General features: G+C 57.6%; 24 protein-coding genes and 1 pseudogene. 18 read left to right on the forward strand and 7 right to left on the reverse strand.

The genetic code is table 11. From position 1 onward, the window contains the following. Positions 1–32 precede the first annotated feature (32 nt). Positions 33–140, forward strand: a pseudogene (locus KGB14_RS11000) (peptidoglycan-binding protein LysM); the annotation flags it as partial. A 156-nt stretch (positions 141–296) separates the two neighbouring features. Here the strand turns inward: KGB14_RS11000 and yrfG are convergent. Further along, a complete protein-coding gene (gene yrfG / locus KGB14_RS11005) occupies positions 297–959 on the reverse strand; it encodes a GMP/IMP nucleotidase (RefSeq protein ID WP_223486442.1) in 663 nt (220 codons plus the stop codon). Positions 960–1,049: 90 nt separating this feature from the next. Here yrfG and nudE point away from each other — a divergent pair, with 90 nt between their 5' ends. Beyond that, complete coding sequence (gene nudE, locus KGB14_RS11010; protein ID WP_223486444.1) at positions 1,050–1,616, forward strand: ADP compounds hydrolase NudE; 567 nt, start codon at positions 1,050–1,052, stop codon at positions 1,614–1,616. After that, complete coding sequence (cysQ, locus tag KGB14_RS11015; RefSeq protein WP_223486446.1) at positions 1,613–2,446, forward strand: 3'(2'),5'-bisphosphate nucleotidase CysQ; 834 nt, start codon at positions 1,613–1,615, stop codon at positions 2,444–2,446. Before nudE ends, cysQ begins: the two co-directional genes overlap by 4 nt. A 120-nt stretch (positions 2,447–2,566) precedes the next feature. On the opposite strand, the gene KGB14_RS11020 is transcribed toward cysQ, so the two are convergent. The 4 genes from KGB14_RS11020 to rfbC form a co-directional block, all read right to left on the reverse strand. Continuing rightward, positions 2,567–3,022, reverse strand: coding sequence for a thioesterase domain-containing protein (locus KGB14_RS11020; protein ID WP_223486448.1), 456 nt, complete (start codon positions 3,020–3,022; stop codon positions 2,567–2,569). A 40-nt stretch (positions 3,023–3,062) separates the two neighbouring features. Beyond that, on the reverse strand, positions 3,063–4,457 hold the full coding sequence (locus KGB14_RS11025) for a sigma-54-dependent transcriptional regulator (RefSeq protein WP_223486450.1): 1,395 nt from the start codon (positions 4,455–4,457) through the stop codon (positions 3,063–3,065). Beyond that, a complete protein-coding gene (locus tag KGB14_RS11030; RefSeq protein WP_223486452.1) occupies positions 4,454–6,262 on the reverse strand; it encodes an ATP-binding protein in 1,809 nt (602 codons plus the stop codon). Before KGB14_RS11030 ends, KGB14_RS11025 begins: the two co-directional genes overlap by 4 nt. Before the next feature lie 106 nt (positions 6,263–6,368). Then, on the reverse strand, positions 6,369–6,914 hold the full coding sequence (rfbC, locus tag KGB14_RS11035; RefSeq protein ID WP_223486454.1) for a dTDP-4-dehydrorhamnose 3,5-epimerase: 546 nt from the start codon (positions 6,912–6,914) through the stop codon (positions 6,369–6,371). A gap of 179 nt (positions 6,915–7,093) precedes the next feature. Here rfbC and KGB14_RS11040 point away from each other — a divergent pair, with 179 nt between their 5' ends. From KGB14_RS11040 to KGB14_RS11085, 10 genes are all read left to right on the forward strand, one after another. After that, positions 7,094–10,006, forward strand: a complete 2,913-nt coding sequence (locus KGB14_RS11040) for an aminotransferase (protein ID WP_223486456.1) — start codon at positions 7,094–7,096, stop codon at positions 10,004–10,006. A 304-nt stretch (positions 10,007–10,310) separates the two neighbouring features. Further along, on the forward strand, positions 10,311–11,189 hold the full coding sequence (aguB, locus tag KGB14_RS11045) for an N-carbamoylputrescine amidase (RefSeq protein ID WP_223486457.1): 879 nt from the start codon (positions 10,311–10,313) through the stop codon (positions 11,187–11,189). A gap of 3 nt (positions 11,190–11,192) precedes the next feature. Further along, positions 11,193–12,299 (forward strand): agmatine deiminase, encoded by a 1,107-nt coding sequence (gene aguA, locus KGB14_RS11050; RefSeq protein ID WP_223486458.1) that lies wholly within the window; start codon positions 11,193–11,195, stop codon positions 12,297–12,299. A 245-nt stretch (positions 12,300–12,544) separates the two neighbouring features. Continuing rightward, the gene (locus KGB14_RS11055) at positions 12,545–12,757 is read left to right on the forward strand and encodes a hypothetical protein (RefSeq protein ID WP_030129326.1); all 213 of its coding nucleotides are present in this window, start codon (positions 12,545–12,547) and stop codon (positions 12,755–12,757) included. Positions 12,758–13,064: 307 nt separating this feature from the next. After that, a complete protein-coding gene (locus KGB14_RS11060) occupies positions 13,065–13,736 on the forward strand; it encodes a DsbA family protein (protein WP_223486459.1) in 672 nt (223 codons plus the stop codon). Between the two features lie 17 nt (positions 13,737–13,753). Next, positions 13,754–14,149, forward strand: a complete 396-nt coding sequence (locus KGB14_RS11065; RefSeq protein WP_223486460.1) for a nuclear transport factor 2 family protein — start codon at positions 13,754–13,756, stop codon at positions 14,147–14,149. Positions 14,150–14,393: 244 nt separating this feature from the next. Further along, the gene (locus tag KGB14_RS11070) at positions 14,394–15,140 is read left to right on the forward strand and encodes a 2OG-Fe dioxygenase family protein (protein WP_223486461.1); all 747 of its coding nucleotides are present in this window, start codon (positions 14,394–14,396) and stop codon (positions 15,138–15,140) included. Positions 15,141–15,186: 46 nt separating this feature from the next. Beyond that, positions 15,187–15,600 (forward strand): GNAT family N-acetyltransferase, encoded by a 414-nt coding sequence (locus KGB14_RS11075; RefSeq protein ID WP_223486489.1) that lies wholly within the window; start codon positions 15,187–15,189, stop codon positions 15,598–15,600. Then, positions 15,597–16,313, forward strand: a complete 717-nt coding sequence (locus KGB14_RS11080; RefSeq protein ID WP_007897519.1) for an AzlC family ABC transporter permease — start codon at positions 15,597–15,599, stop codon at positions 16,311–16,313. Before KGB14_RS11075 ends, KGB14_RS11080 begins: the two co-directional genes overlap by 4 nt. Then, positions 16,292–16,609: an AzlD domain-containing protein gene (locus tag KGB14_RS11085; RefSeq protein WP_223486462.1), complete on the forward strand. Its 318-nt coding sequence runs from the start codon at positions 16,292–16,294 to the stop codon at positions 16,607–16,609. The genes KGB14_RS11080 and KGB14_RS11085 overlap by 22 nt, the downstream gene beginning before the upstream one ends. Here the strand turns inward: KGB14_RS11085 and KGB14_RS11090 are convergent. After that, positions 16,526–17,452 carry a LysR family transcriptional regulator gene (locus KGB14_RS11090; protein ID WP_223486464.1) on the reverse strand — a complete coding sequence of 309 codons (927 nt, stop codon included), beginning with the start codon at positions 17,450–17,452 and terminating at the stop codon, positions 16,526–16,528. The genes KGB14_RS11085 and KGB14_RS11090 overlap by 84 nt on opposite strands. Before the next feature lie 614 nt (positions 17,453–18,066). On the opposite strand from KGB14_RS11090, the gene KGB14_RS11095 reads away from it, so the two are divergent. Continuing rightward, positions 18,067–18,477, forward strand: coding sequence for an MbcA/ParS/Xre antitoxin family protein (locus tag KGB14_RS11095; protein ID WP_223486466.1), 411 nt, complete (start codon positions 18,067–18,069; stop codon positions 18,475–18,477). Beyond that, positions 18,477–19,154: an RES family NAD+ phosphorylase gene (locus tag KGB14_RS11100; protein WP_223486468.1), complete on the forward strand. Its 678-nt coding sequence runs from the start codon at positions 18,477–18,479 to the stop codon at positions 19,152–19,154. Before KGB14_RS11095 ends, KGB14_RS11100 begins: the two co-directional genes overlap by 1 nt. Before the next feature lie 74 nt (positions 19,155–19,228). Here the strand turns inward: KGB14_RS11100 and KGB14_RS11105 are convergent, their stop codons facing one another. Continuing rightward, positions 19,229–19,510 carry a DUF3077 domain-containing protein gene (locus KGB14_RS11105; RefSeq protein ID WP_223486470.1) on the reverse strand — a complete coding sequence of 94 codons (282 nt, stop codon included), beginning with the start codon at positions 19,508–19,510 and terminating at the stop codon, positions 19,229–19,231. Positions 19,511–19,997: 487 nt separating this feature from the next. Here KGB14_RS11105 and KGB14_RS11110 point away from each other — a divergent pair, with 487 nt between their 5' ends. The 3 genes from KGB14_RS11110 to KGB14_RS11120 all read left to right on the forward strand — a co-directional run bounded on the left by KGB14_RS11110 (position 19,998) and on the right by KGB14_RS11120 (position 21,457). Further along, complete coding sequence (locus KGB14_RS11110; RefSeq protein ID WP_223486471.1) at positions 19,998–20,165, forward strand: hypothetical protein; 168 nt, start codon at positions 19,998–20,000, stop codon at positions 20,163–20,165. Between the two features lie 120 nt (positions 20,166–20,285). After that, positions 20,286–21,233: a GAF domain-containing protein gene (locus KGB14_RS11115; protein ID WP_223486473.1), complete on the forward strand. Its 948-nt coding sequence runs from the start codon at positions 20,286–20,288 to the stop codon at positions 21,231–21,233. Then, positions 21,230–21,457, forward strand: coding sequence for a hypothetical protein (locus KGB14_RS11120; protein WP_223486475.1), 228 nt, complete (start codon positions 21,230–21,232; stop codon positions 21,455–21,457). The genes KGB14_RS11115 and KGB14_RS11120 overlap by 4 nt, the downstream gene beginning before the upstream one ends. Positions 21,458–21,870 lie beyond the last annotated feature (413 nt).

Raw genomic sequence — 21,870 nt, forward strand, 5'->3', positions numbered from 1 at the left:
CGTCTGGAACCTGAACCCCAAGGAGATGAAACATAAGTATTTTTAGCTTTGTAAAAGAAGCAGGTGAAAAACTTATCGATCTGCTGACCGCCGGCAATGCCAATGTCAGCGAGCAGTTGAAGGAACGGACACGATCTATTCGGGGCAGGTGTAGCGGATTCCTGAATAAGGTTTAAGACCGTGTGATGGCCTTCGCGGGCAAGCCACGCTCCCACAGGTTTTGTTTTGTTCGCGTAGTGTGCATACGACGCAAAACCTGTGGGAGCGTGGCTTGCCCGCGAAGCTGGCGACTCGGTCTAAAGCCCGGCAATCAACTCCCGATAATCCCCCACCGCCGCAAACTCCGCCGTGTCCTTCGGCCCTTTGCGGCTGTCCGGCTCGCTCACGGCCAGCAGATGCGCCACGCCAAAACTGCGGGCACTGCGCAGAATCGGCAACGTATCGTCGATAAACAGACTGCGCGCCGGGTCGAAGCCGATGTCGGCCTGCAAGGCATCCCAGAACTGCGGGTCTTCCTTGGCGAAACCGTAATCATGAGAGCTGATCAAACGCTCGAAATAGGGCGCCAGTTCAATTCTTTCCAGCTTCAATGACAGCGAATCGCGGTGAGCATTGGTGATCAGCACCACGCGCTTGCCGGCCTGTTTGATCGCCGCCAGAAAAGTGTCCGCATCCGGCCGCAGCGCGATCAAGTGCGCGGTTTCCAGTTTCAGCTCGCGCACCGACAGTTTCAGCTCGGCGCTCCAGAAATCCAGGCAGTACCACTGCAACTGACCGGCATGGCGTTCGAACAGCGGCTGCAACTCCAGCTCCGCCATGGCCCGGCTCACCCCGTGCAGCTCGGCATAACGCTGGGGCAGATGTTCCATCCAGAAATGGTTGTCGTAGTGCAGGTCCAGCAGCGTGCCGTCCATATCCAGCAAAACGGTATCGATGTCGCGCCAGGGCAGCAGGGACATAAAAAACTTCTCCAGCGGTAAAAAAGATATCCGAGGTAAACAATCAGGATAGGCCGGGTATAGTAACGCGTTCACGCCAAGGAGCTTTCTATGCGCCAGAAACCCACCGTACTCGCCCGCGAGATCGTCGCCACCAGCCGTTTGTTTTGTGTCGAAGAGCTGAAGCTGCGTTTTTCCAATGGCGTGGAGCGCACTTACGAGCGCTTGGTCGGCAAGGGCGCCGGTTATGGCGCGGTGATGATCGTGGCGATGCTCGACGCGGACCACGCGGTGCTGGTGGAGGAATACTGCGGCGGCACCGATGCCTATGAACTGTCCCTGCCCAAAGGCTTGATCGAGCCGGGCGAAGACGTACTGGCGGCGGCTGAACGGGAGCTCAAGGAAGAGGCCGGGTATGGCGCGCGGCAGCTGGAACATCTGACCGAGTTATCGTTGTCACCCGGCTACATGAGTCAGAAGATCCAGGTGGTGCTGGCCACCGATCTGTACGAAGAACGCCTGGAGGGCGATGAGCCCGAGCCGATGGGCGTGGACAAGATCAACTTGCGGGAGTTGTCGGCCCTGGCGCAGAACCCGCGATTCACCGAGGGCCGTGCCTTGGCGGCGCTGTATCTGGCCCGTGACTTACTGACTCAACGTGGGGTGTTTTTGCCGTGAATTCGAATTTCCCCCATCCGTTGATGGCGCCAGTCGTTGAACTGGCTTTAAAGGCGGGCGAAGCGATCCTGCCGTTCTGGCGCGTCAATGTCGCCGTGACTGCAAAGTCCGATGATTCCCCGGTCACGGCGGCCGACATGGCCGCTCATCATGTGATTCTGGCCGGGCTGACGGCGCTGGATCCGAGCATCCCGGTGCTGTCCGAAGAGGACGCCAATATCCCCCAGAGCGTGCGTGCCGGCTGGCAGCGCTGGTGGCTGGTCGATCCGTTGGACGGGACCAAGGAGTTCATCTCCGGCAGCGAAGAGTTCACCGTCAACATTGCGCTGATCGAGCAGGGCCGCGTGGTGTTCGGTGTGGTGTCGATGCCGACCAACGGGCGCTTTTATGTAGGGGGCGCGGGGTTGGGGGCCTGGCGTGGCGATAAAGGCGCCGAGCCGTTGCCGATTCAGGTTCGCGACGTTCCGGCGGCGGGCGAAGCTTTTACGGTGGTCGCCAGTCGTCGGCATTCCAGCCCTGAGCAGGAGCGCTTGCTGGCGGGGTTGAGCGACAGCCTGGGTGAGTTGCAACTGGCCAATATCGGCAGTTCGCTGAAGTTTTGCCTGCTGGCGGAAGGGGCGGCGGATTGTTATCCGCGGTTGGCGCCGACTTCGCAGTGGGATACCGCAGCGGCACAAGGTGTGCTGGAAGGCGCGGGCGGTGAGGTACTGGGTTTGAATGGTGAGCCGTTCTGTTATCCGGCGCGAGAGTCGTTGTTGAATGAGTTCTTTTTGGCGCTGCCGGCTAAGGCGGCGTGGCGGGAGAAGTTGTTGGCTTTGGCTCGGGGTTGAAGATCAAAAAAGATCAAAAGATCGCAGCCTCGTTTCACTCGACAGCTCCTACAGAGAAACGCGTCCTCTGCAGGAGCTGTGTAGGAGCTGTCGAGTGAAACGAGGCTGCGATCTTTTGCTTTACCGGTGAAGGACGTACTGCCCGGTAAACCTCACCGCATCCTCTTCGCTCCCGGTATTCACGATCCGCGAATGCAGCGTCAACCGGGCCCGCCCGTAGCGTCGATACATCGCCAGAAACTTCCTCCACACGGCCGCGCTCGGTGCCAGGCAAATCGCCGTCGCGTCAGAGGTGACCGGCAGCGGATAGTGGATCTGCCCTTCCTGAATCACGATATGCCCGTCATCGATGCCTTCTTCGCGCAAACGCAAATGCAACCAGCCCCAGCCGGCCAGCACCGCGCCGCAATACAGGCTGCCACCGAACATGGTGCTCTTGTGATTGACGTTGGCCTCCAGCGGTAGATGCAGGCGCAGTTGTTGATCGTGCCAGTCGAGCACTTTGAGGCCCATGTCCCGCGTGAGGGGGATGTCGTGGTGGAGGATCGATTCCAGGTGACGACAGTCGCGGTTCATTCAAAGGCCTCTTGTTTGAAGATGATGAGTTGACGGTAGCTCAATCGATATCGTCGGTGGGGTGGCCGGCACCGCCGTCGGCGAAGTTCAGGCCATGCTTGCGCAGTTTGTCATGCAAGGTTTTGCGCGGAATGCCAAGCGCTTCGGCGAGGCTGCGCACGGAGCTGTGGGAGCGCGCCAGTTCGGCGGCAATCAGGCTCTTCTCGAAGTTTTCCACTTGCTCGCTCAAACCACCGCTGACCACTTCAATCGTGCTGCCGACACCAGCCTCCGGCGCGCTGTTGTCCAGGGCCAGTTCCAGGCCCAGGGCAAAACGTTCGGCGGCGTTCTGCAGTTCGCGCACATTACCTGGCCAGGTATGGCGCAACAGCAGCGCCCGGTGCCCCGGTTGCAATTCGTGGGGCGGCAAGCCGTGGCGCGCGCTGGCTTCATCGGCGAAATGCTGGAACAGCATCAGCGCATCTTCGCCCCGTTCGCGCAGCGGCGGAATGCGCAGTGGCGCGACGTTCAGGCGGTAATACAAGTCGGCACGGAAGCGCCCCTGATCGGCGGATTGACGCAGGTCTTCCTTGGTCGCGGCGATGATGCGGATGTCCAGCGGGATCAGTTGATTGCCGCCCAGTCGCTCGACAACCCGCTCTTGCAGCAAGCGCAGCAATTTCACCTGCACGTCCAGGCTCATGCTTTCGATTTCATCGAGGAACAACGTGCCGCCATTGGCGAATTCGAACTTGCCGATGCGGCGCTTCTGCGCGCCGGTAAATGCACCGGGCTCGTGACCGAACAGCTCGCTTTCCACCACCGATTCGGCCAGGGCCCCGGCGTTGATCGCCACGAACGGGCCGTTACGCCGACTCGACAGGTCGTGCAGCGCCCGAGCCACGACTTCTTTACCCGCACCGGTTTCACCGAGGATCAGCACATCGGCTTTGGTCGCCGCCAGGGCACCGATCTGTTCGCGCAGACGCAGCATCGGCGCCGACTGCCCGACCAGTCGAGCACTCAGTTCGTTGCGATCGCTCAGGGCCAGACGCAGGCTGCGGTTGTCCAGCACCAGCCGGCGCAAGGCCAGGGCACGACGCACACTGTCGAGCAGAGCATCGCTGGCGAAAGGCTTTTCCAGAAAATCATAGGCCCCGGCGCGCATGGCCTGTACCGCTAGCGGCACATCGCCGTGGCCGGTGATCAGCAGCACCGGCAGCTCCGGGTCCTGGGCGTGGAGTTCGGTCAGCAGTTCGATACCGTCCATGCCTGGCATGCGGATGTCGCTGACCACCACGCCCGGCCAATCGCGTTCCAGTTGCCCGGCCAGGCCATTGGCTTCAGCGAGCGGCAGGACCTTCAGGCCGGCCAGGTCCAGGGTCTGGCTCAGGGCCTGGCGCAGGTGGGGATCGTCGTCGATCAACACGACCTGGATGCGGTTGTCGATGGTCATGCACTTCGGTCCTCGGACGGTTGCAGGCTCACGCCCGGTGCGCCTGCGCGCAATTTCAGGGTAATCAGGGCGCCACCTTCCTTGTGGTTGGAGAACGACAGTTCACCTCCGAAGGCGCGCATCAGGGTGTCGCAGATCGCCAGCCCCAGCCCAAGCCCCTGAGTGCGGGTCTTGGTGGTGTAGAAGGGCTCACCGGCACGACCCAGCGCTTCCAGGCAGAACCCGGGGCCGTTGTCGCGAATGTACAGGTTGACGCCTTCGGCGGTGGATTCGCCACTCAACCAGAGTTTACGCGGCGGGCCTTTTTCCGTCAGCGCATCGAGGGCATTGGCCAGCAGATTGCCGAGTACCTGACGCAGGCGGGTTTCCCCGGCTTCGACCCACAAGGTGGCGGCCGGCAGGTCACGGATCAGCTCGACTTCCATGCTGCGCCGACGCTTGGCCAGCAACGCCAGCGCGTCGTCCAGCGCCGGTTGCAGGGCCACGCTTTCCGGGGCATGGCGATCACGCCGGGCGAAGGCGCGCAGGTGGGCGATGATCGACGCCATGCGCTCGGTCAGTTCGCTGATCAGCTTGAGGTTGCCGCGAGCATCCTCGGTGCGCTGATGATCGAGCAGTACTTCGGCGTTTTCCGCGTAACTGCGGATCGCCGCCAGCGGTTGATTGAGTTCATGGCTGATGCTCGCCGACATCGTCCCCAGCGCCGAGAGCTTGCCGGCCTGCACCAGGTCATCCTGAGCGCGTACCAGTTCTTGCTGGGCGTGTTCGCGCTCCAGCACTTCCTGCTTCAGTCGACGGTTGAGGCCTTCGAGGTCGCTGGTCCGTTCGGCGACCCGACCTTCCAGTTCCTGGCGGGCCTTGCCTTCGAAGGCGATCCGGTCCAGGTAATGGCGTCGGCGCTGCATCATCAGGCCGAGCAGCAGCATTAATACCAGTAGCGCTGCGCCGCCGATGGCCACGACCGTGCGTACCGGGCGGTCGATCAGGGTGCGTGGCGCAAGGATACTGACGCTCCAGCCGGTTTCCTCGATCTGTCGGGTTTGGGTCAGCCAGGCATTGGGATCGAGATTCAACGGCTTGGGATCGCGAGTCGGGTAGGGTTGAATCGCGGCGATTGCCTCGCGCTCTGCGTCGCTCAACGTGCGGGTCGAGCTGAAACGCCACTCGGGTCGCGACGTGAGGATGACCACGCCGTTGTGGTCGGTGACCAACAATTGTTCCGGAGTTTTGCCCCAAATGCTTTCGGTGTGATCAAGGTCCACTTTGATCACCAGAACGCCGATGATTTTTTCGCGATCACGTACCGCTGCCGCGAAGAAGTAACCGCGCTTGGCCGAGGTGGTGCCCAGGCCGAAGAAGCGCCCCAGGCGCCCGGCCATCGCTTCGCTGAAATAAGGGCGGAAGGCGAAATTGCGGCCGACGAAACTGTCGTGTTTGTCCCAGTTGGAGGCCGCCAGTGTCTTGCCTGTCGTGTCCATCAGGTACATGACCTCGGCACCGGTCTGGGCACTGATGTTTTTCAGCAGGCGATTGGCATTGCCTTGAACCACGCCTTCGTCGGGAGTGGCCAATGTCGCGCGCAGAGCCGGCAGCTCGATGAGAATCTGCGGCAGCACTTCATAACGGTGCAAGGTGCCCAACAGGTTGGCGACGTAAAGGTCGAGGGTCTGACGATTCTGCCCGGCCAGCTCGCTGCGGTAGTAACGCTCGGCCAGATGCTCCAACGGCCACAGCAAGGGCGCGAGGCACAGCGCGAGCAATGCCAGGCTGCGCCAGCGGGGTCTGCGGGGGAGGGTCGGAGTCATGAGCATCAAACGCCTGTGGGTACAGACGCATTATGCCTAGGCTTGCGGGCGCAGTCTGCGCACCCTGGATCAAGTGCGCGCTGGCGGTGAAGATTCACACAGCAATTCAGGAAAAGACTTCAGCGTCCTTGAAGAATGCGGCGGTCTGATCCTTGGCCGACAGCTTCGGTGCTTCGTCCAGCTGCCAGTCAATGCCCAGGTCCGGATCGTCCCAGCGAATGCTGCGCTCGGCCGAGGGGGTGTAGTAGTCGGTGGTTTTGTAGAGGAACTCGGCGAAGTCGCTCAGCACCACGAAACCATGGGCAAAACCTTCCGGCACCCAGAGTTGACGATGGTTGTCGGCGGACAGGCGCACCGCGACCCATTTGCCGAAATGCGGCGAGCTGCGGCGAATGTCTACCGCCACGTCCAGCACTTCACCGGCGGTGACGCGCACCAGTTTGCCCTGGGTGTTTTCCAGTTGGTAATGCAGGCCGCGCAGTACGCCTTTTTGCGAACGGGAATGGTTGTCTTGAACGAACTGGGTGTTCAGACCGGTTGCCTCTTCGAAAGCCTTGGCGTTGAAGCTCTCATAGAAGAAGCCGCGCTCGTCACCAAATACCTTGGGTTCGATGATCAGAACACCGGGCAGGTCGGTGGTGACTACATTCATGGTGTTTCTCCAGCAATAGGCGTGATGGTCGACATTCTTACGCAAAGTGGCGGTCGGTGCGAGGGGGGCGGTGAAGAGAGTTGCGCGGGCATTTGATTCGCGCCAACCAGGAAGGGGGGTTGCGTATCGCCCCAAGCAGTGGCGATATAAGTGCCTAATAAAACTTCAGGGGTCGTTGTATGCCGCTCGCCACGTTGATTCACCGCGCCACTCTGCCCAGCCCGCAGGTGTCTGCGGCGCAAGCGCTTGAGCTGCTGGAAGAGCATTACGGGCTGAGCGGGCGGTTACAGGCCCTGGGCAGCCAGCAGGATCTCAACTATCGGGTCGACAGTGATCAGGGGCGTTTCGTCCTGAAAATCTGCCGTGGCGATTATTCGGCGCTGGAGCTGCAAGCTCAGCACGCAGGGCTCAAGCATCTGGCTGAACATTCCGGCGTGCCGGTGCCTCGAGTGATTCCTGCCAAAAACGGCGCAGACCTGCTCTCCCTTGAGGTTGGCGGTCAAGCGGTGCATGTACGCCTGCTCGATTACATCGACGGACAATCACTGACGCACATCGATCATCTGAGCCATTCAGTGGTTGCCGGTTTCGGTCGGCTCTGCGGCGAAATGGACCTGGCGCTGGCCGGTTTCGATCACCCCGGCCTTGAGCGCATCCTTCAATGGGACGCTCGCCACGCCAACGCATTGATCGCGCATTTGCTGCCGGTCATCAAGGACGACCAGCAACGCGGGCTGATCGCCGATGTGGCCGAACGCGCCTGGCACCACTTGCAGCCGCTGATGGATAAGCTGCCGGTGCAGGCGATTCACATGGACATCACCGACGACAACGTGGTCTGGCAGCGGGATTCGCAGCGCCAATGGCAGTTGCAGGGCGTGATCGATTTCGGTGACTTGGTCCGTACCTGGCGGATCACCGATCTGTCGGTGACTTGCGCCGCGTTGCTGCACCATGCCGATGGCGATCCGTTTTGCATTTTGCCGGCGGTTCGGGCTTATCACGCGGTCAATCCGTTGCAGCATGAAGAGTTGCTGGCGCTCTGGCCGCTGATCGTTGCCCGCTCGGTGGTGCTGGTGCTGAGTGGCGAACAGCAGGTCAGCATTGACCCGGACAATCAGTACAGTGGCGGCAACCTGACCCATGAGTGGGAAATTTTCCGCGTCGCCACCTCCGTGCCGCTGGAGTTGATGGAGGCTGCGATTCTTACCGCGGTCGGCCAAAACCTGCCGAGCATCGGCAGCGAAGGTTTCGCGCCATTGTTGCCAAGTCTGGTGGGGCGTGAATTTGCCTTGATTGATCTGGGCGTGCTCAGCCCGCATTTCGAGGCCGGTAACTGGGAGCAAGAGGGAATCGACCAGCGTCTGCTGACTGAGGCCGCCGCCGCTCATGGTCTGGCGGCCAGTCGTTATGGGCAATACCGGTTGTCTCGCACCCGGCCGGACCATGCCTGCGAACCGGACACATGCCCATTGCACGTAGAGCTGCGAGTGCCCCACGGCACGACGGTCGAATCGCCGTTTGCCGGAGTGATCCACCAGCCGGCGGAGGGTGTGCTGCAACTGGATGGCCCGCAACTGAGTGTGCGGCTGTGGGGGGTGACGCCGTCGCTGCACACGGGCGCAGCGCTGGTCAAAGGCCAGGTACTGGGTTCGGTCAGCGGGCCGTTGATCGTGCAGTTGTGGCGGAGCGCTCAGCTCGATGCACCGTTGTTTTGCACGCCTTCGCGCGCGGCAGCCTGGCAGGCGTTATGCCCTTCACCCGCCGTGTTATTGGGACTGGCCTGCGATGCAGAAGAGGAACTCGACCCGCAGACATTGCTGGCCCGTCGTGACGCCAGTTTCGCTCGCTCCCAAAAACACTATTACGTCGACCCGCCGCGTATCGAGCGCGGCTGGCGCAATCACCTGATCGACATGCAGGGCCGCTCCTATCTCGACATGCTCAACAACGTCGCGGTCCTGGGTCATGGCCATCCGCGCATGGCCGCCGTCGCCAGCCGGCAGTGGTCGTTGCTCAACACCAACTCGCGTTTTCACTATGCGGCGATTGCCGAGTTTTCCGAGCGCCTGTTGAAGCTGGCACCGGACAACATGGATCGCGTATTTCTGGTCAACAGCGGCACTGAGGCCAATGATTTGGCAATCCGTCTGGCCTGGGCCTACAGCGGTGGTCGCGACATGCTCAGCGTGTTGGAGGCTTATCACGGCTGGTCAGTGGCGGCGGATGCGGTCTCGACCTCGATTGCCGACAACCCCAAGGCCTTGAGCAGCCGTCCGGACTGGGTACATCCGGTGACTGCGCCGAACACCTATCGCGGAGAGTTCCGCGGCCTCGATAGCGCGCCGGACTATGTGCGCAGCGTCGAGCACAACCTGGCGAAAATCGCCGAACAGAAACGCCAGTTAGCCGGTTTCATCTGCGAGCCGGTGTACGGCAATGCCGGCGGTATCTCGCTGCCGCCGGGCTATTTGCAGCAGGTCTATGCGCTGGTCCGCGCTCAGGGCGGGGTGTGTATCGCCGACGAAGTGCAGGTCGGTTACGGCCGCATGGGCAACTTCTTCTGGGGCTTCGAGGAGCAGGGCGTGGTGCCGGACATCATCACCATGGCCAAAGGCATGGGTAACGGCCAGCCGTTGGGTGCGGTGATCACTCGCCGGGAAATCGCTGAAGCGCTGGAGGCCGAGGGTTACTTCTTCTCGTCGGCCGGCGGCAGCCCGGTCAGCTGCCGGATCGGCATGGCGGTGCTGGATGTGATGGAGGAAGAAAAACTCTGGGAAAATGCCCAGGTCGTGGGCGGGTATTTCAAGGAACGTCTTGAAGCGTTGATCGACCGGCATCCGTTGGTGGGGGCGGTGCATGGTTCCGGCTTCTACCTGGGCGTGGAGTTGATCCGCAATCGCGAAACCCTTGAGCCGGCAACCGAAGAAACCACGGCACTGTGCGATCGCCTTCGTGAGTTGGGGATCTTCATGCAGCCGACGGGTGACTACCTGAACATCCTCAAGATCAAACCGCCCATGGTCACGTCGCGTCAGAGCGTGGATTTCTTTGTCGACATGCTGTCCAAAGTTCTCGAAGAAGGGTTGTAAACACATACCCCTGTGGGAGCGAGCCTGCTCGCGAAAGCGGTCGAACATGCAATATTGATGTCGACTGACCCACCGCTATCGCGAGCAGGCTCGCTCCCACAAGGGAACGCGTTAAATTCGATTGTTATCGGCTTTAACTGAATTATTTTTGACTGCTGGAATATTTATCGCTTTAAAAGCCGATTTTTATCGGCTATAAAGTCGCCACTGCCCACGGTGTGGATGAGCCGCGCCCGGTGCTGCCTCTTTCTGTCATCGGTCGATGCCACCCTCGACCCTCAAGCGTTTGCCCAGGAGATGATTCATGAGCCGTATCGTTACCGTCGCCGCTACCCAGATGGCTTGTTCCTGGGACCTTGAAGCCAATATCGAGACCGCTGAAAAGCTGGTCCGTGAGGCCGCGGCGAAAGGCGCGCAAATCATCCTGATCCAGGAGCTGTTCGAAGCGCCGTACTTCTGCCAGAAGCCGAACCCTGATTACCTGCAGCTGGCCACGACCGTTGAAGACAACGTCGCCATCAAGCACTTCCAGAAAGTCGCCAAAGAGCTGCAAGTGGTGCTGCCAATCAGCTTCTACGAACTGGCCGGCCGTGCACGTTTCAACAGCATCGCGATCATCGATGCCGACGGCAGCAACCTCGGGATTTATCGTAAAAGCCATATCCCGGATGGCCCTGGCTACCACGAAAAGTACTACTTCAACCCGGGCGATACCGGCTTCAAAGTCTGGAACACCCGTTACGCGAAAATCGGCGTGGGCATCTGCTGGGATCAGTGGTTCCCTGAGTGCGCCCGCAGCATGGCGCTGCAAGGCGCGCAAATCCTGTTCTACCCGACCGCCATCGGCAGCGAGCCACACGACAAGAGCATTTCGTCCCGTGATCACTGGCAGCGCGTGCAACAAGGCCACGCCGGCGCCAACCTGATGCCGCTGATCGCCAGCAACCGCATCGGCAACGAAGAGCAGGACGGCTACGACATTACCTTCTACGGCTCGTCATTCATTGCCAACCAGTTTGGCGAGAAAGTCCAAGAGCTGAATGAAACAGAAGAAGGCATTCTGGTTCACAGCTTCGACCTCGATGAGCTGGAGCACATTCGCAGCGCCTGGGGCTCGTTCCGTGACCGTCGCCCGAACCTGTACGGCGCGATCAAAACCCTCGACGGTTCCCTGGAGTCCTGAACCATGACCACTTTGAACAGCACCCCTCGCACCGACGGCTTTTACATGCCAGCCGAATGGGCTCCACAGACACAGGCCTGGATGGTCTGGCCCGAGCGCCCGGACAACTGGCGCCTGGGCGGCAAGCCGGCGCAAGCCGCCCACGTGGCGGTGGCCAAGGCCATCGCGCGTTTTGAACCGGTGACCGTGGCGGTCTCCGCTGGCCAGTACGAAAATGCGCGTGCCCGTCTCGACGTGCCGAATATTCGTTTGGTAGAGATGTCCAGCGATGACGCCTGGGTCCGGGATACCGGCCCGACATTCGTCATCAATAATCGCGGTGAAGTCCGTGGCGTGGATTGGGACTTCAATGCCTGGGGCGGTTTCGACGGGGGTCTGTATTCGCCGTGGAACCGTGACTCGCAGGTGGCGGGCAAGATTCTCGAAATCGAGCGCAGCCCGCGTTACCGCACAGAGGGTTTCGTGCTCGAAGGCGGCTCGATTCATGTCGATGGCGAAGGCACCTTGATCACCACCGAAGAGTGCCTGCTCAACCGCAATCGCAACCCGCACATGGACCGTGCGCAAATCGAAGCGGTGCTCAGCGCCAATCTGGCTGTGGATAAAATCATCTGGCTGCCGGATGGTTTGTTCAACGACGAAACCGACGGCCATGTGGATAACTTCTGCTGCTACGTGCGTCCGGGCGAAGTACTGCTGGCCTGGACCGACGATCCGCAGGACCCGAACTACCCGCGCTGCCAGGCGGCAATGAACGTGCTGCAAAACAGCACCGATGCCAAGGGTCGCCCGTTCACGGTGCACAAAATGCCGATTCCGGGGCCGCTGTATGCCACCGAAGAAGAGTGCGCAGGCGTGGATCCGGTAGACGGCACTCAGGAGCGCAATCCAACCGTTCGTCTGGCCGGCTCCTATGTGAACTTCCTGATCGTCAACGGCGGCATCATCGCGCCAAGCTTCGACGACCCGCTCGACGGTCCGGCCAAAGAGATTTTGCAGAACCTGTTCCCGCAGCACGAAGTGGTCATGGTGCCTGGCCGAGAATTGTTACTGGGAGGCGGTAACATCCACTGCCTTACCCAACAACAGCCCGCGCCGCACAAGGAGTGAGTGAGGACGTAACAGCTTGAGTTGATTGAAGAATCGATTGAGCAACGATTTTGTCTCCTCGTTTCGCAGAAAGCCCGCAGCCCATCAGGACTGTGGGCTTTTTTGTATCCACTTATCGACACTTCGAAAACATTGGCACAGCTCTTGTATCTTCGATGGGGCAACACGGGGAGGGAGAGAACTTCGATGTTCTGTCATAAACCTTGGATAAGTTAGCCGCTCACAAACCAGGAGAGAGCGCTGAGATGAACGCCGAAATGAACGTCGTGAGCGAGCGGGCACTGCATCCCCTGGCAGTTAACAGCGAATCGCTCCAGGTCTTGGCGCAATGGTTGAAGTCCAATGGAACGCGTCAGATCAGGGAACCTGATCCGCGCCGGATGATGATCGAGCGCTACCCCGCTGGTTTATTCAGCGAGGCGGAACTGGAAGCATTGTGGGATGTGATGGAAGGATAAGAAGAAAAACAACGGATTGATAAAAGCGCTGCCGGGAAGGTGGCGCTTTTTTATGTCTGTTGGAAAAGTTGGCGTTTGTTATGACGTCAGGATCAAAAGATCGCAGCCTGCGGCAGCTCCTACATAGATCGGCGTAGGAGCTGCCGCAGGCTGCGATCTCTTGATCTTAAAAACTGTAAGTATCGGTCGAAGGGGCATTCGACCGATCCATGAAACAGACTGGAAGCCATTCCAGCGTTTTTCCGAAACTGTCTGGGGATTAATCTGCCGGCATTGAGTTTTCCTACTTTATTGCCGGAGTCTTCCCATGATCCTTCACTACATTTACGACCCGTTGTGCGGCTGGTGCTACGGCGCCAAACCGCTGATGCAAGCAGCCCAAGCCGTGTTGCCGGTGATCGGCCACGGCGGCGGCATGATGACCGGTGCCAACCGCCAGACGGTTTCGCCACAACTGCGCAACTACGTGATGCCCCACGACCGACGCATCGCCGAGTACACCGGCCAGCCGTTTGGCGAGGCATATTTTGAGGGTTTGCTGCGTGATGAGACGGCGGTGTTCGATTCCGCGCCGCCGATTGCCGCTGTACTGGCAGCCGAGCAGATCGCTGGACGCGGCCTTGAATTGCTGGGGCGTTTGCAGTCGGCTCATTACGTGGAGGGTCGACGCATCGCTGACGAAGCCGTTCTGCTGGAACTCGCCATACAAATCGGTCTTGAACCTGAGGCCTTTCAACAGGCGTTTAAGGAAGCCGACACTGCTCGCCATATCAAGGACAGTCGCGCACTCTTGGCCAACGTCGGCGGTCAGGGCTTCCCGACCTTCGCGTTGGAGCAGGATGGCCAGTTCACTCTGATCGATATCGGCCCTTGGCTGGGCAAGCCGCAATCCTTCGCCCAATGGTTGAGCCAGTCACTTACAGCAAAAGAGTCTTCATCCGCGTTTCAAGCCTGTGGCCTCGACGGCTGCGCCCATTGAATTCATCTGGAGACATCATGGACAACCTGAGCCTGATCAAAAGCACCTACGAAGGCGCCAACTCCCAGGAGAACGCGCGCAATACCGCTGCGGCGCTGGCCGATAACGCTCGCTGGACCGAAGCGGCGGGTTTCCCCTACGCCGGCACCTATGTCGGTTTCGACGCTATCGTCGAAAACGTCTTCAAGCGCTTGGCCACCGAGTGGGAAGATTTTCAGTTCACGGTCGAGAATTACGTCGCACAGGGCGACAAGGTGTTTGCCTACGGCAACTACAGCGGAATCTACAAAGCCACCGGCCGCCCGATGAATGCACGGGTCGCTCACTTGTGGACCCTGGCCGACGGCAAAGTCACGCATTTCGAACAATTCGTCGACAGCCACACTGTGCAATTGGCTATCGCTGACAAGTGATTTCTTGGACGATTTTCGCCTGTTTACAGACAGACTCGATAAAAAAACCGACTGGTTCGGTTTTTTTTCGCCTCATGACTCTGGAAAAAACACTGAAAACTGCTGTTTTCGATCGTAAAAAGTCGAATTAAAGCAACTTCATACTGCGTTTAAAACAGCGCTTGATATGCCTGAAATTCTTTCTCATGTGCCGCAAAACCTGCACCTACTAGATTAGGCCGCTAAATGTAGCGGAGACCTAGTAATGATCGTTTTGAACAAAGAAGTTGGCGAATCGCTACGGCGCGACAAATATGTCAACGTCCAGGGAGCTGACTTCAATCTGTTCGGTCATTTTTCCGACTTCGTCAGATTGACCAAAAGTTGGGAAACCATGGAGCCGGACAGCTATTACGGTCAGGCCGATGCGGGCATGCGTTTCCGTCGTTACAGCGATTTCGAATACAACCCGGTCACCCGTGAGTTGAAGCAGCTGGAACACCGCGCCTACGTGCAATCGAAGGCCAACAACAGCTATGTCGGCGGACTGGAGCGGCACTTCCAGGACTTCTCCAATGAAGTCATCAATTCGCCGGTGATGCGTAGCCTCATCGATGCAGATTTCGAGGTGTACAAAAACGTATTGCCGCAGGAGTTGCACGACGAAATCTGGCAATGCCAGATCCATCAGATCCGCATCGAGATCAAGCCAGGCAAGCAACTGGAAATTACCCCTGAAGGTATTCATTGCGACGGTTATCCGTTCAGCGGTGTGCATTTCTGGGGCCGCTACAACGTGGAAGGGGCGGAGAGCCGTTTGTATTCGGCCCAAGAGGAACAGTTGGCGGCGACGACCTATATGGAAATCCTCGACACCACCTACTTCCTCGATCGCGAGATGCGTCACTACGTGACACCGGCACGCAACACCCATGCTCACGAAATGGCCTATCGGCAAATTCTGGCCATTTCCTTCTCGCGGCCCGGGACCGCTTTCGACATTGTTCGCTGAACAGCTAGACCCCATGATGCACATCGCCGAGTGCTCTGCACCGGTGATGCTGCAGCGCGCGACGGCCAAGGATGCCCAATGCCTGGAGCGCTTCTTTCGGCAATTCGAAGAAGTGTCGTTTTGTGAATGGCAGGACGCCAAATGCCTGCGCGGCGTGTTGGTGCAGCAAACCACCACCGCATTCCTCGCGCTCGATGTTCGTGGCGAAGTGGTCGGCGCGGTGTTGGGCGGCATGCTCGGCAGCCGTGGCACCATCAATCACTTGGCGGTGAGCCCGGTGTATCGCAGCCAGGGCGTTGGTCAGCGCTTGGTGGAAGCGGCGTCGGCAGACATGAAACGGGTGGGTGTGCTGCGGATGTTCCTGTTCGTCGACGATGCTAACCTTGCCGGCAAACGTTTTTGGAGTGCCCAGGGTTTTTGCGAGCCGCGCGGCGAAACTACCTTTGAGAGGGACCTATGAATGAGACGTCCAGCAGCCAGCCGCTGATGGTCGAGCCCCAGCCCTCGCGCACGTTCGCTGAAGCCAGCCCGGTGATTGCGGGCTACTTCACGGTGTCGTTTGTGTTCGGTTTGATGGCCGTCAATGCCGGGTTGCCCGTGTGGCTGCCCGTTGCGATGTGCCTGTTCGTGTACGCCGGTGCTTCGCAGTTCGCTGCCCTGGCGCTGATCTCCAGTGGTGCGTCGCTGACCACCATCATCCTCACCACTTTTCTGATCAACGCGCGGCACATGCTGATGTCGGTCTACATGGCCAAGGCCTTGCAGGCGATGGGGCTCAGTCGTCTCGAGCGGTGGTGTTACGCCGGTGGGCTGACCGATGAATCGTTCGCCTTCCACAGCGTCAAACTGGGCAAGGGTTCGCCGGTCAATGTGCGTTACCTGATCGGCTTCAATCTGTATTGCCACACGTCGTGGGTGCTGGGCGGTTTGCTGGGCGCGATCTGCGCGCAGTACGCGGCGCACCTGATCAAATATCAGCTCGACTATGCGCTGACCGCGATGATGCTCTACGTGTTGGTGTCGCTCTGCAACACTCGCAACAAGCTGATCGCTGCACTGGCCGCGGTCGCCTGCATGGGCGTCCTGAGCCTGATCGGCAACTCACCCTTCAACGTATTCATCGCCACATTCGTGGGCTGCGGAGTGGGTGTATGCCTGACCAAACGTTCCTGATCCTGGTCGTCGCGCTGATGATGGCCGTGACCTTTCTGCCCCGCGCATTGCCGCTGCAGGTGAGCACTGACCATTGGCCTCCCCTGGTCGCCCGGGCGCTGGAATACCTGCCGGTGGCGATCGTCGCTGCCATCAGCCTCACGCCCCTGTTGATCAAGGATCAGCATGTGCAGCTCGATCGCCCGGAATTTTATGCAGCCATTCCGACGTTGTTATGTGCGTATTTCAGCAAAAACCTCTTTCTCAGCGTAGCGGTGGGCACGGCTTCGTACATCGCGCTCGGATCGTTCATGTAGCGGCAGATCGACCACGTCATTCAGTGCCTTGCCCGACAACTCGGGGTTATTGACCGCCAACCGCACTTCGAGGGAATCTTCGAAACCCGGGAAAATGGTCAAGCCGTTACGCAGGGCCGCCTCACGGGAAACCATGCCGAGGCCGTCCATTTGCGTGATCAACGACAGAGTCAGGGTCTCGCTGCAGGAATAGATCATCCGCTTGCCTGACTCGTAGTCGCCGAGGCCCGCGTCGAGAAAGCGCAAGAAGCTGTGGGAATACGGACAATCGTCTGCCGGTCGAACCTGAAACTTATTGCCGAGCAGCATCAGCGGGTCGTTTTCCTGACCGCAATGAGCGCCGACCACCTGTACCTGCACCTCGGGCAGGGCGATGCTGGGCAGCCCCGGCTGTTGCGGGCCGATCAGCACGGCCAGGTCGAAGTCTTCGTTCTTCAACTTGCTGAGGTTTTCCATCGACTCTGCGTAGCTGAATTCCAGCTGATCATCGGGAAACACTTCAATGAGGCGTCCGATCATTCGCCGGTTGAAGTCGGCCGAGAGTGTGGTATTAAGCGCAACCCTGAGCGTGCGCTGCCCGGGCACCTTGAGCGCGGCGACTTTCTCTTCGAGTTGCCGTGTGGCGACCAACACCTTGTCCATGTAAGGCGTGAGCTCCGTGCCCTGGGTTGTCAGGGTCAGCCCCTTGTTGGAGCGACGAAACAACCGAAAACCGTACTGCTCTTCGACCTTGTTCAACTGCGCGGCCAATGCCTGCACCGTCAAACAGGAATGCTCCGCCGCCGCCGACAATGAGCCGGTCTGCACGATGCGCATGAGGTTGCGTAAGGTTCTGCTATCCATTTGGGTAATGCCCTCTAAAGTGGGCTGGCTATTGTTGTGTACCTGGCCGCCCGGTGGGCGTCGGTCGCGTGCTGGCTATGATCCTGCACCTGAGCAAGCTTGTCCCGAGTTTAGTAGCGAAATGATTCTGCGTCCGATGGCTGGAGGCTTGCACAGGATCCAGATTTTTGGTGGGGGATAGATGATCGGGGTCAAAAAATGGCTCGGATGGGAGTGATGTGGGCGTTTTTTGGATATCAGCGAAACCTTTTTCCAAGGCAAAAAAAAGCAGCCCGATCAGGCTGCTTTCATGAATAGGTGCTTGATATTGTGCTCCCTCAAGCAGGGGAGGAGAGGTTTTACCCTTGCGTTGATTTTCAGGTCCTCAACGGGGTTCCTAACGTCGACTATCGCCACCTGAAGGCAGTCGATTTCGCGCTCTCGATTAAATTCTCTGCCCGCGTGGGGCAGGTGTCAACGGGTGTATTGGACCGTGTGTCGGCGTCTTTTCAGGGGGCGGAAAATTTGCGCGAAGTCTCTTTTCGAGAGTAATACGCTTGCGAATTAAAATTTCATATCTGTTCGTATCTGTACTAGTATGAATTCAAGACATCGCATATCCAAGGAGGCTACCCATGCCTGCCTCAACCACCGCTCTCAGCCCACAGCAACAACTCGAGACTCCCGAAGCCGGTCGAGTCGCGCTCAAGTTCTTCTTCAACCTCATGGAACGCTGGGACTGCACCACCGAGCAACAACGCACCCTTTTGGGCAAAGTCGGCAATACAACGTTCTACAAGTACAAACACTTGCCGCCCAACGTACGTCTGCCCCACGACACCCTGGAGCGCATCTCGTATTTGATGGGCATCCACAAAGCGCTGAGCATCATCTTCAGCAACAGCCGCGAGCGCGCCTACACCTGGGTCAGCAGCCCTAACACCGCCGCGCCGTTCAATGGCCAGTCGGCGTTGTCCTACATGCTGGCCGGTCGCGTGGTCGACATCGCTGACGTACGGCGCTACCTCGACGGAGTACGCGGTTGATGGCGCCGGAGCTGGCCGATCCGCAATGGCCGCGAGCCTATCGGATCGTCAACAGCTGCTTTCCGCCGATCTCGTTGTTCGAAGACGTGCTCGACCCCGAAGACCTGCCCACCGCCTATGCGCTGGAAGCCCTGACCAATGATCGGCTGACGGAAGAAGCCGGGGTGCTCTCCCGCGTGCGCCCCGAAGACCGCATCTCCGGTCCCGGCTCCACGCCTGTCATGGCCGCGTTCACCCACATCGGCAAAACCAGCCGCTTCACCGACGGCACCTTCGGCGTGTACTACGCAGCCAGCAGTCAAGCCGCCGCCATCGCCGAGACGAGCTATCACCAGGAACGCTTCCTCGCCGCGACCAACGAACCGGACCTCGAGTTGACCATGCGCACCTACGTCAACAAGGTCGTCAAACCCCTGCACGACATCCGTGGCGACTACCCACACCTGTACGACCCGGATCCCAACGCCTACGGTCCGGCCCAGGCCTTCGCCCGCCAACTGCGTGAAACTTTGTCGTGGGGATTGCTCTACAACAGCGTTCGTTTGCCTGGCCATGAATGTGTTGCGGCGTTTCGGCCGCCGGCCGTGTCCATTCCGAGGCAAGGGAAGCACATTCGGTATGTGTGGAGTGCGAGCAGCCGGAAGATTTCGTTTGTGTTTGAAGTCAGCGAGATGTGAGTCCAACGAAGTGCAAAAAGCCCCGATGGATTCGGGGCTTCTTTATGTGCGCGGCTTAGATTTGCGTGACGAAGTTACTGGTGGTGATTGTTACCCGGTGCGTCGAGTACCTTAACCACATCATCGATAATCGCCTTACTCATTTCCTGCAAATAATGCGATGCCCAAGCGTGCCGGTCGGTGTCGCGAACCATGGCGGCGTCCGATGCGAGCAGTTTGGCGACATGGAGCAAATCGGAGGCGTGGGAGAGGGCTTCGATCACCGGGACACCGGCGTTGATGCGGAACAGGGGTTCGTTGGCGTGGAAGGAGAAGTGGGTGAGGCCGATGGTTTTAAGGTCTTGGGGGTTGGTCATTGGGCACCTCCGGTGGTTGGGCGGTGGTGGGCGTGAACCGGTGGAGCAGTAGCGCAAATTTTGGACGAATCGATAGCGAGCATTAGCAAAAACTCCTGAATCAAAGTTAGAGCTACCACGTTCGTTCTCAGGCGAATGGGTGGCAGCTATGCGCGGGCTGAGAAACCGGAGATACAGGAACCCGGCAGACCCGAAGGTCTCCCACGCACAGCCGCCATTACACGGAAATGCAGGCACAAAAAAAACGCCAGAAATCGTGATTTGGGGCGCTTGTGCGCCTGTATCTTACTCGGGTTCTCAGGCCCGGTCGCTGAATTGGCAGCGACGGTTTGAAGGTAGCCTGAGGTGGGAGGATGCGCAATCGTGGCTAGGTGGTGGCGTGGGTTGAAGGTTTAGTGATTTTTATGGCTGGGCGATAATTATTGGCCCGCTATAATTTGGATGGTCTGCTAATAGCTTTGTCGATTCGCTCAAGGGAGCATCATGAATGGACGTAGAACTGAGTCAGTTTCAGAAAGATTTGCTGGAATCTGTACGTGAAATGAATGCTTGTCGTGGCGCAGGTATCTCAAATGTGGCCTCGTCAACGACTTGTCACAAAGATGTGCAGCGGAAACGCAAAAAAGACGCTTCGATTGAAGAGAAACATGAATGACGCTTGTGTCAGAAAATTCATTCAAATTTATAGGAAGTGCTTGTAGGCAATAGGAGGCTCCAAACCCAAAAAAAGCAGCTATATTGAAGGTGAGGATTCAGTTTTAATAACTATTAAAAAATGCGTGGTGAAGAGTTGAAGAGGATCTCTAAAAATAATTCAAAGAATAAAGTGGTTGAGGGAAGGGTTTTTTATTTTTCCGTTATGTTCTCAAATTTTTGGATGACTCTGATTTCTCCCGTTATCATAGGTGCGTTTATCAGCAAGTATTTTGCGACTGGGGAGTTATCAAAATTTACATTGGGCGAAACGGTACTTTTCTCATTGAGTGCGCTTCTACACCTTGTATTTACGGGGGTATTATTGTCGTCGAGTACGCGAAAGTCCGTAACCCATGAAGTCGAGAGGCTTATCAAGCAAAATAAGGTTTTCAAGAAGGTAGTGGTTCCGAAAGCGTCGCAGATGTATCAGAATCTAAAATTCCAACAAACGGTTTCATATATTTCGACATTGGAGTTGGAAAATTTGATTGATGAGATAAATAGCTCAAGTGAAGCTGGCTATACTCATGCTCGGGTAACCGCTGATCTCGGGAGAATTCTTTCTCCATTAGTCAAGTACCGAGCGGAGCTTTTTGGTTATAGTTCGACGGCTTTGTACAATTTTGCCTTATATCTGTACAACAAAGAGCAAGATCAGCTTGATCTTACATGGAGGTGTCATGATGACCGGCTTATAACGACCGGTCGAAGCTGGAAGCCTGGATTTGGTCATGTAGGATTAACATATATTTTGGATGAGATAAAAATCTGCCATGATATTACTAAGAGTACGGAACTATCCGTCAGTTCAAGTAGTCTTGGCGATGAGGCTAAATATAAGTCATTTCTCTCTATGCCAATTAAAGATTCTGCCAAACTTAGCGTTGGCAACAAACCGTTAGGTGTGCTAGTCTTTACTAGTAATATGTCTAATCAGTTTTCTTTGGAGCGAGATAAGATGTTAGGCCTTACAATCGCTAAACTCTTATCGATCTACTTGGATAAAAGATTTGGAGTGAGGTCATGAGTATATTTAATTTTCTATCGAAGAAAAATAATGCCTCAGAAAGAAATAGGGTTGTTGGCGAAAGTGATGTGTATCATGCGTCAATATCTATGTTTTTCGAAGATGAACTTTTGAAAGGCTCCAAAGAGAAGAATTCGTTTGTGGCTAGTTGGGTAGATTCTGAAATTAAAAGTAGCGAAGACTATTTTAATAGTGAGTTGAGAGACTCCATTTCAAAAGAGTAAGAATGGGGTGCGGATTTGTTTTTCAAAGTATTTGCTGGAATCTGTACGCGAAATGTATGCGGACCGCATCGTTCGAACCTTTGAGGCTAGGCCGTTATACATGCTGGAGCGCTTCAATGTGTACGTGTTGTTATATCTTTTTGAAGTCTGAAGGCAGGCTTAATGTAAGTAGCATTAAGCCTGTTGGTTATTTCAGGTGCTTGCCGGAAGTGCCCTAAGATCTGGTGCATTACAAAATCCTTTTCGCCTGTCATGTCAGAGACTAAGAACGGTTTATAGGAAAAGCGACCTTTCATCCAACACCATTGAAAAACAAAACGCTCATATGTACTGGTCATTCTTCCATAATCATTACACCACGTCACAAATGATGTTCCCGCCCCCACCTTTATCCCTGGCTCTTATACACATCT

Origin of the sequence: Pseudomonas sp. A-RE-19, from assembly GCF_019956555.1 — a bacterium.
In the GTDB taxonomy this organism is placed as follows: Bacteria; Pseudomonadota; Gammaproteobacteria; order Pseudomonadales; family Pseudomonadaceae; genus Aquipseudomonas.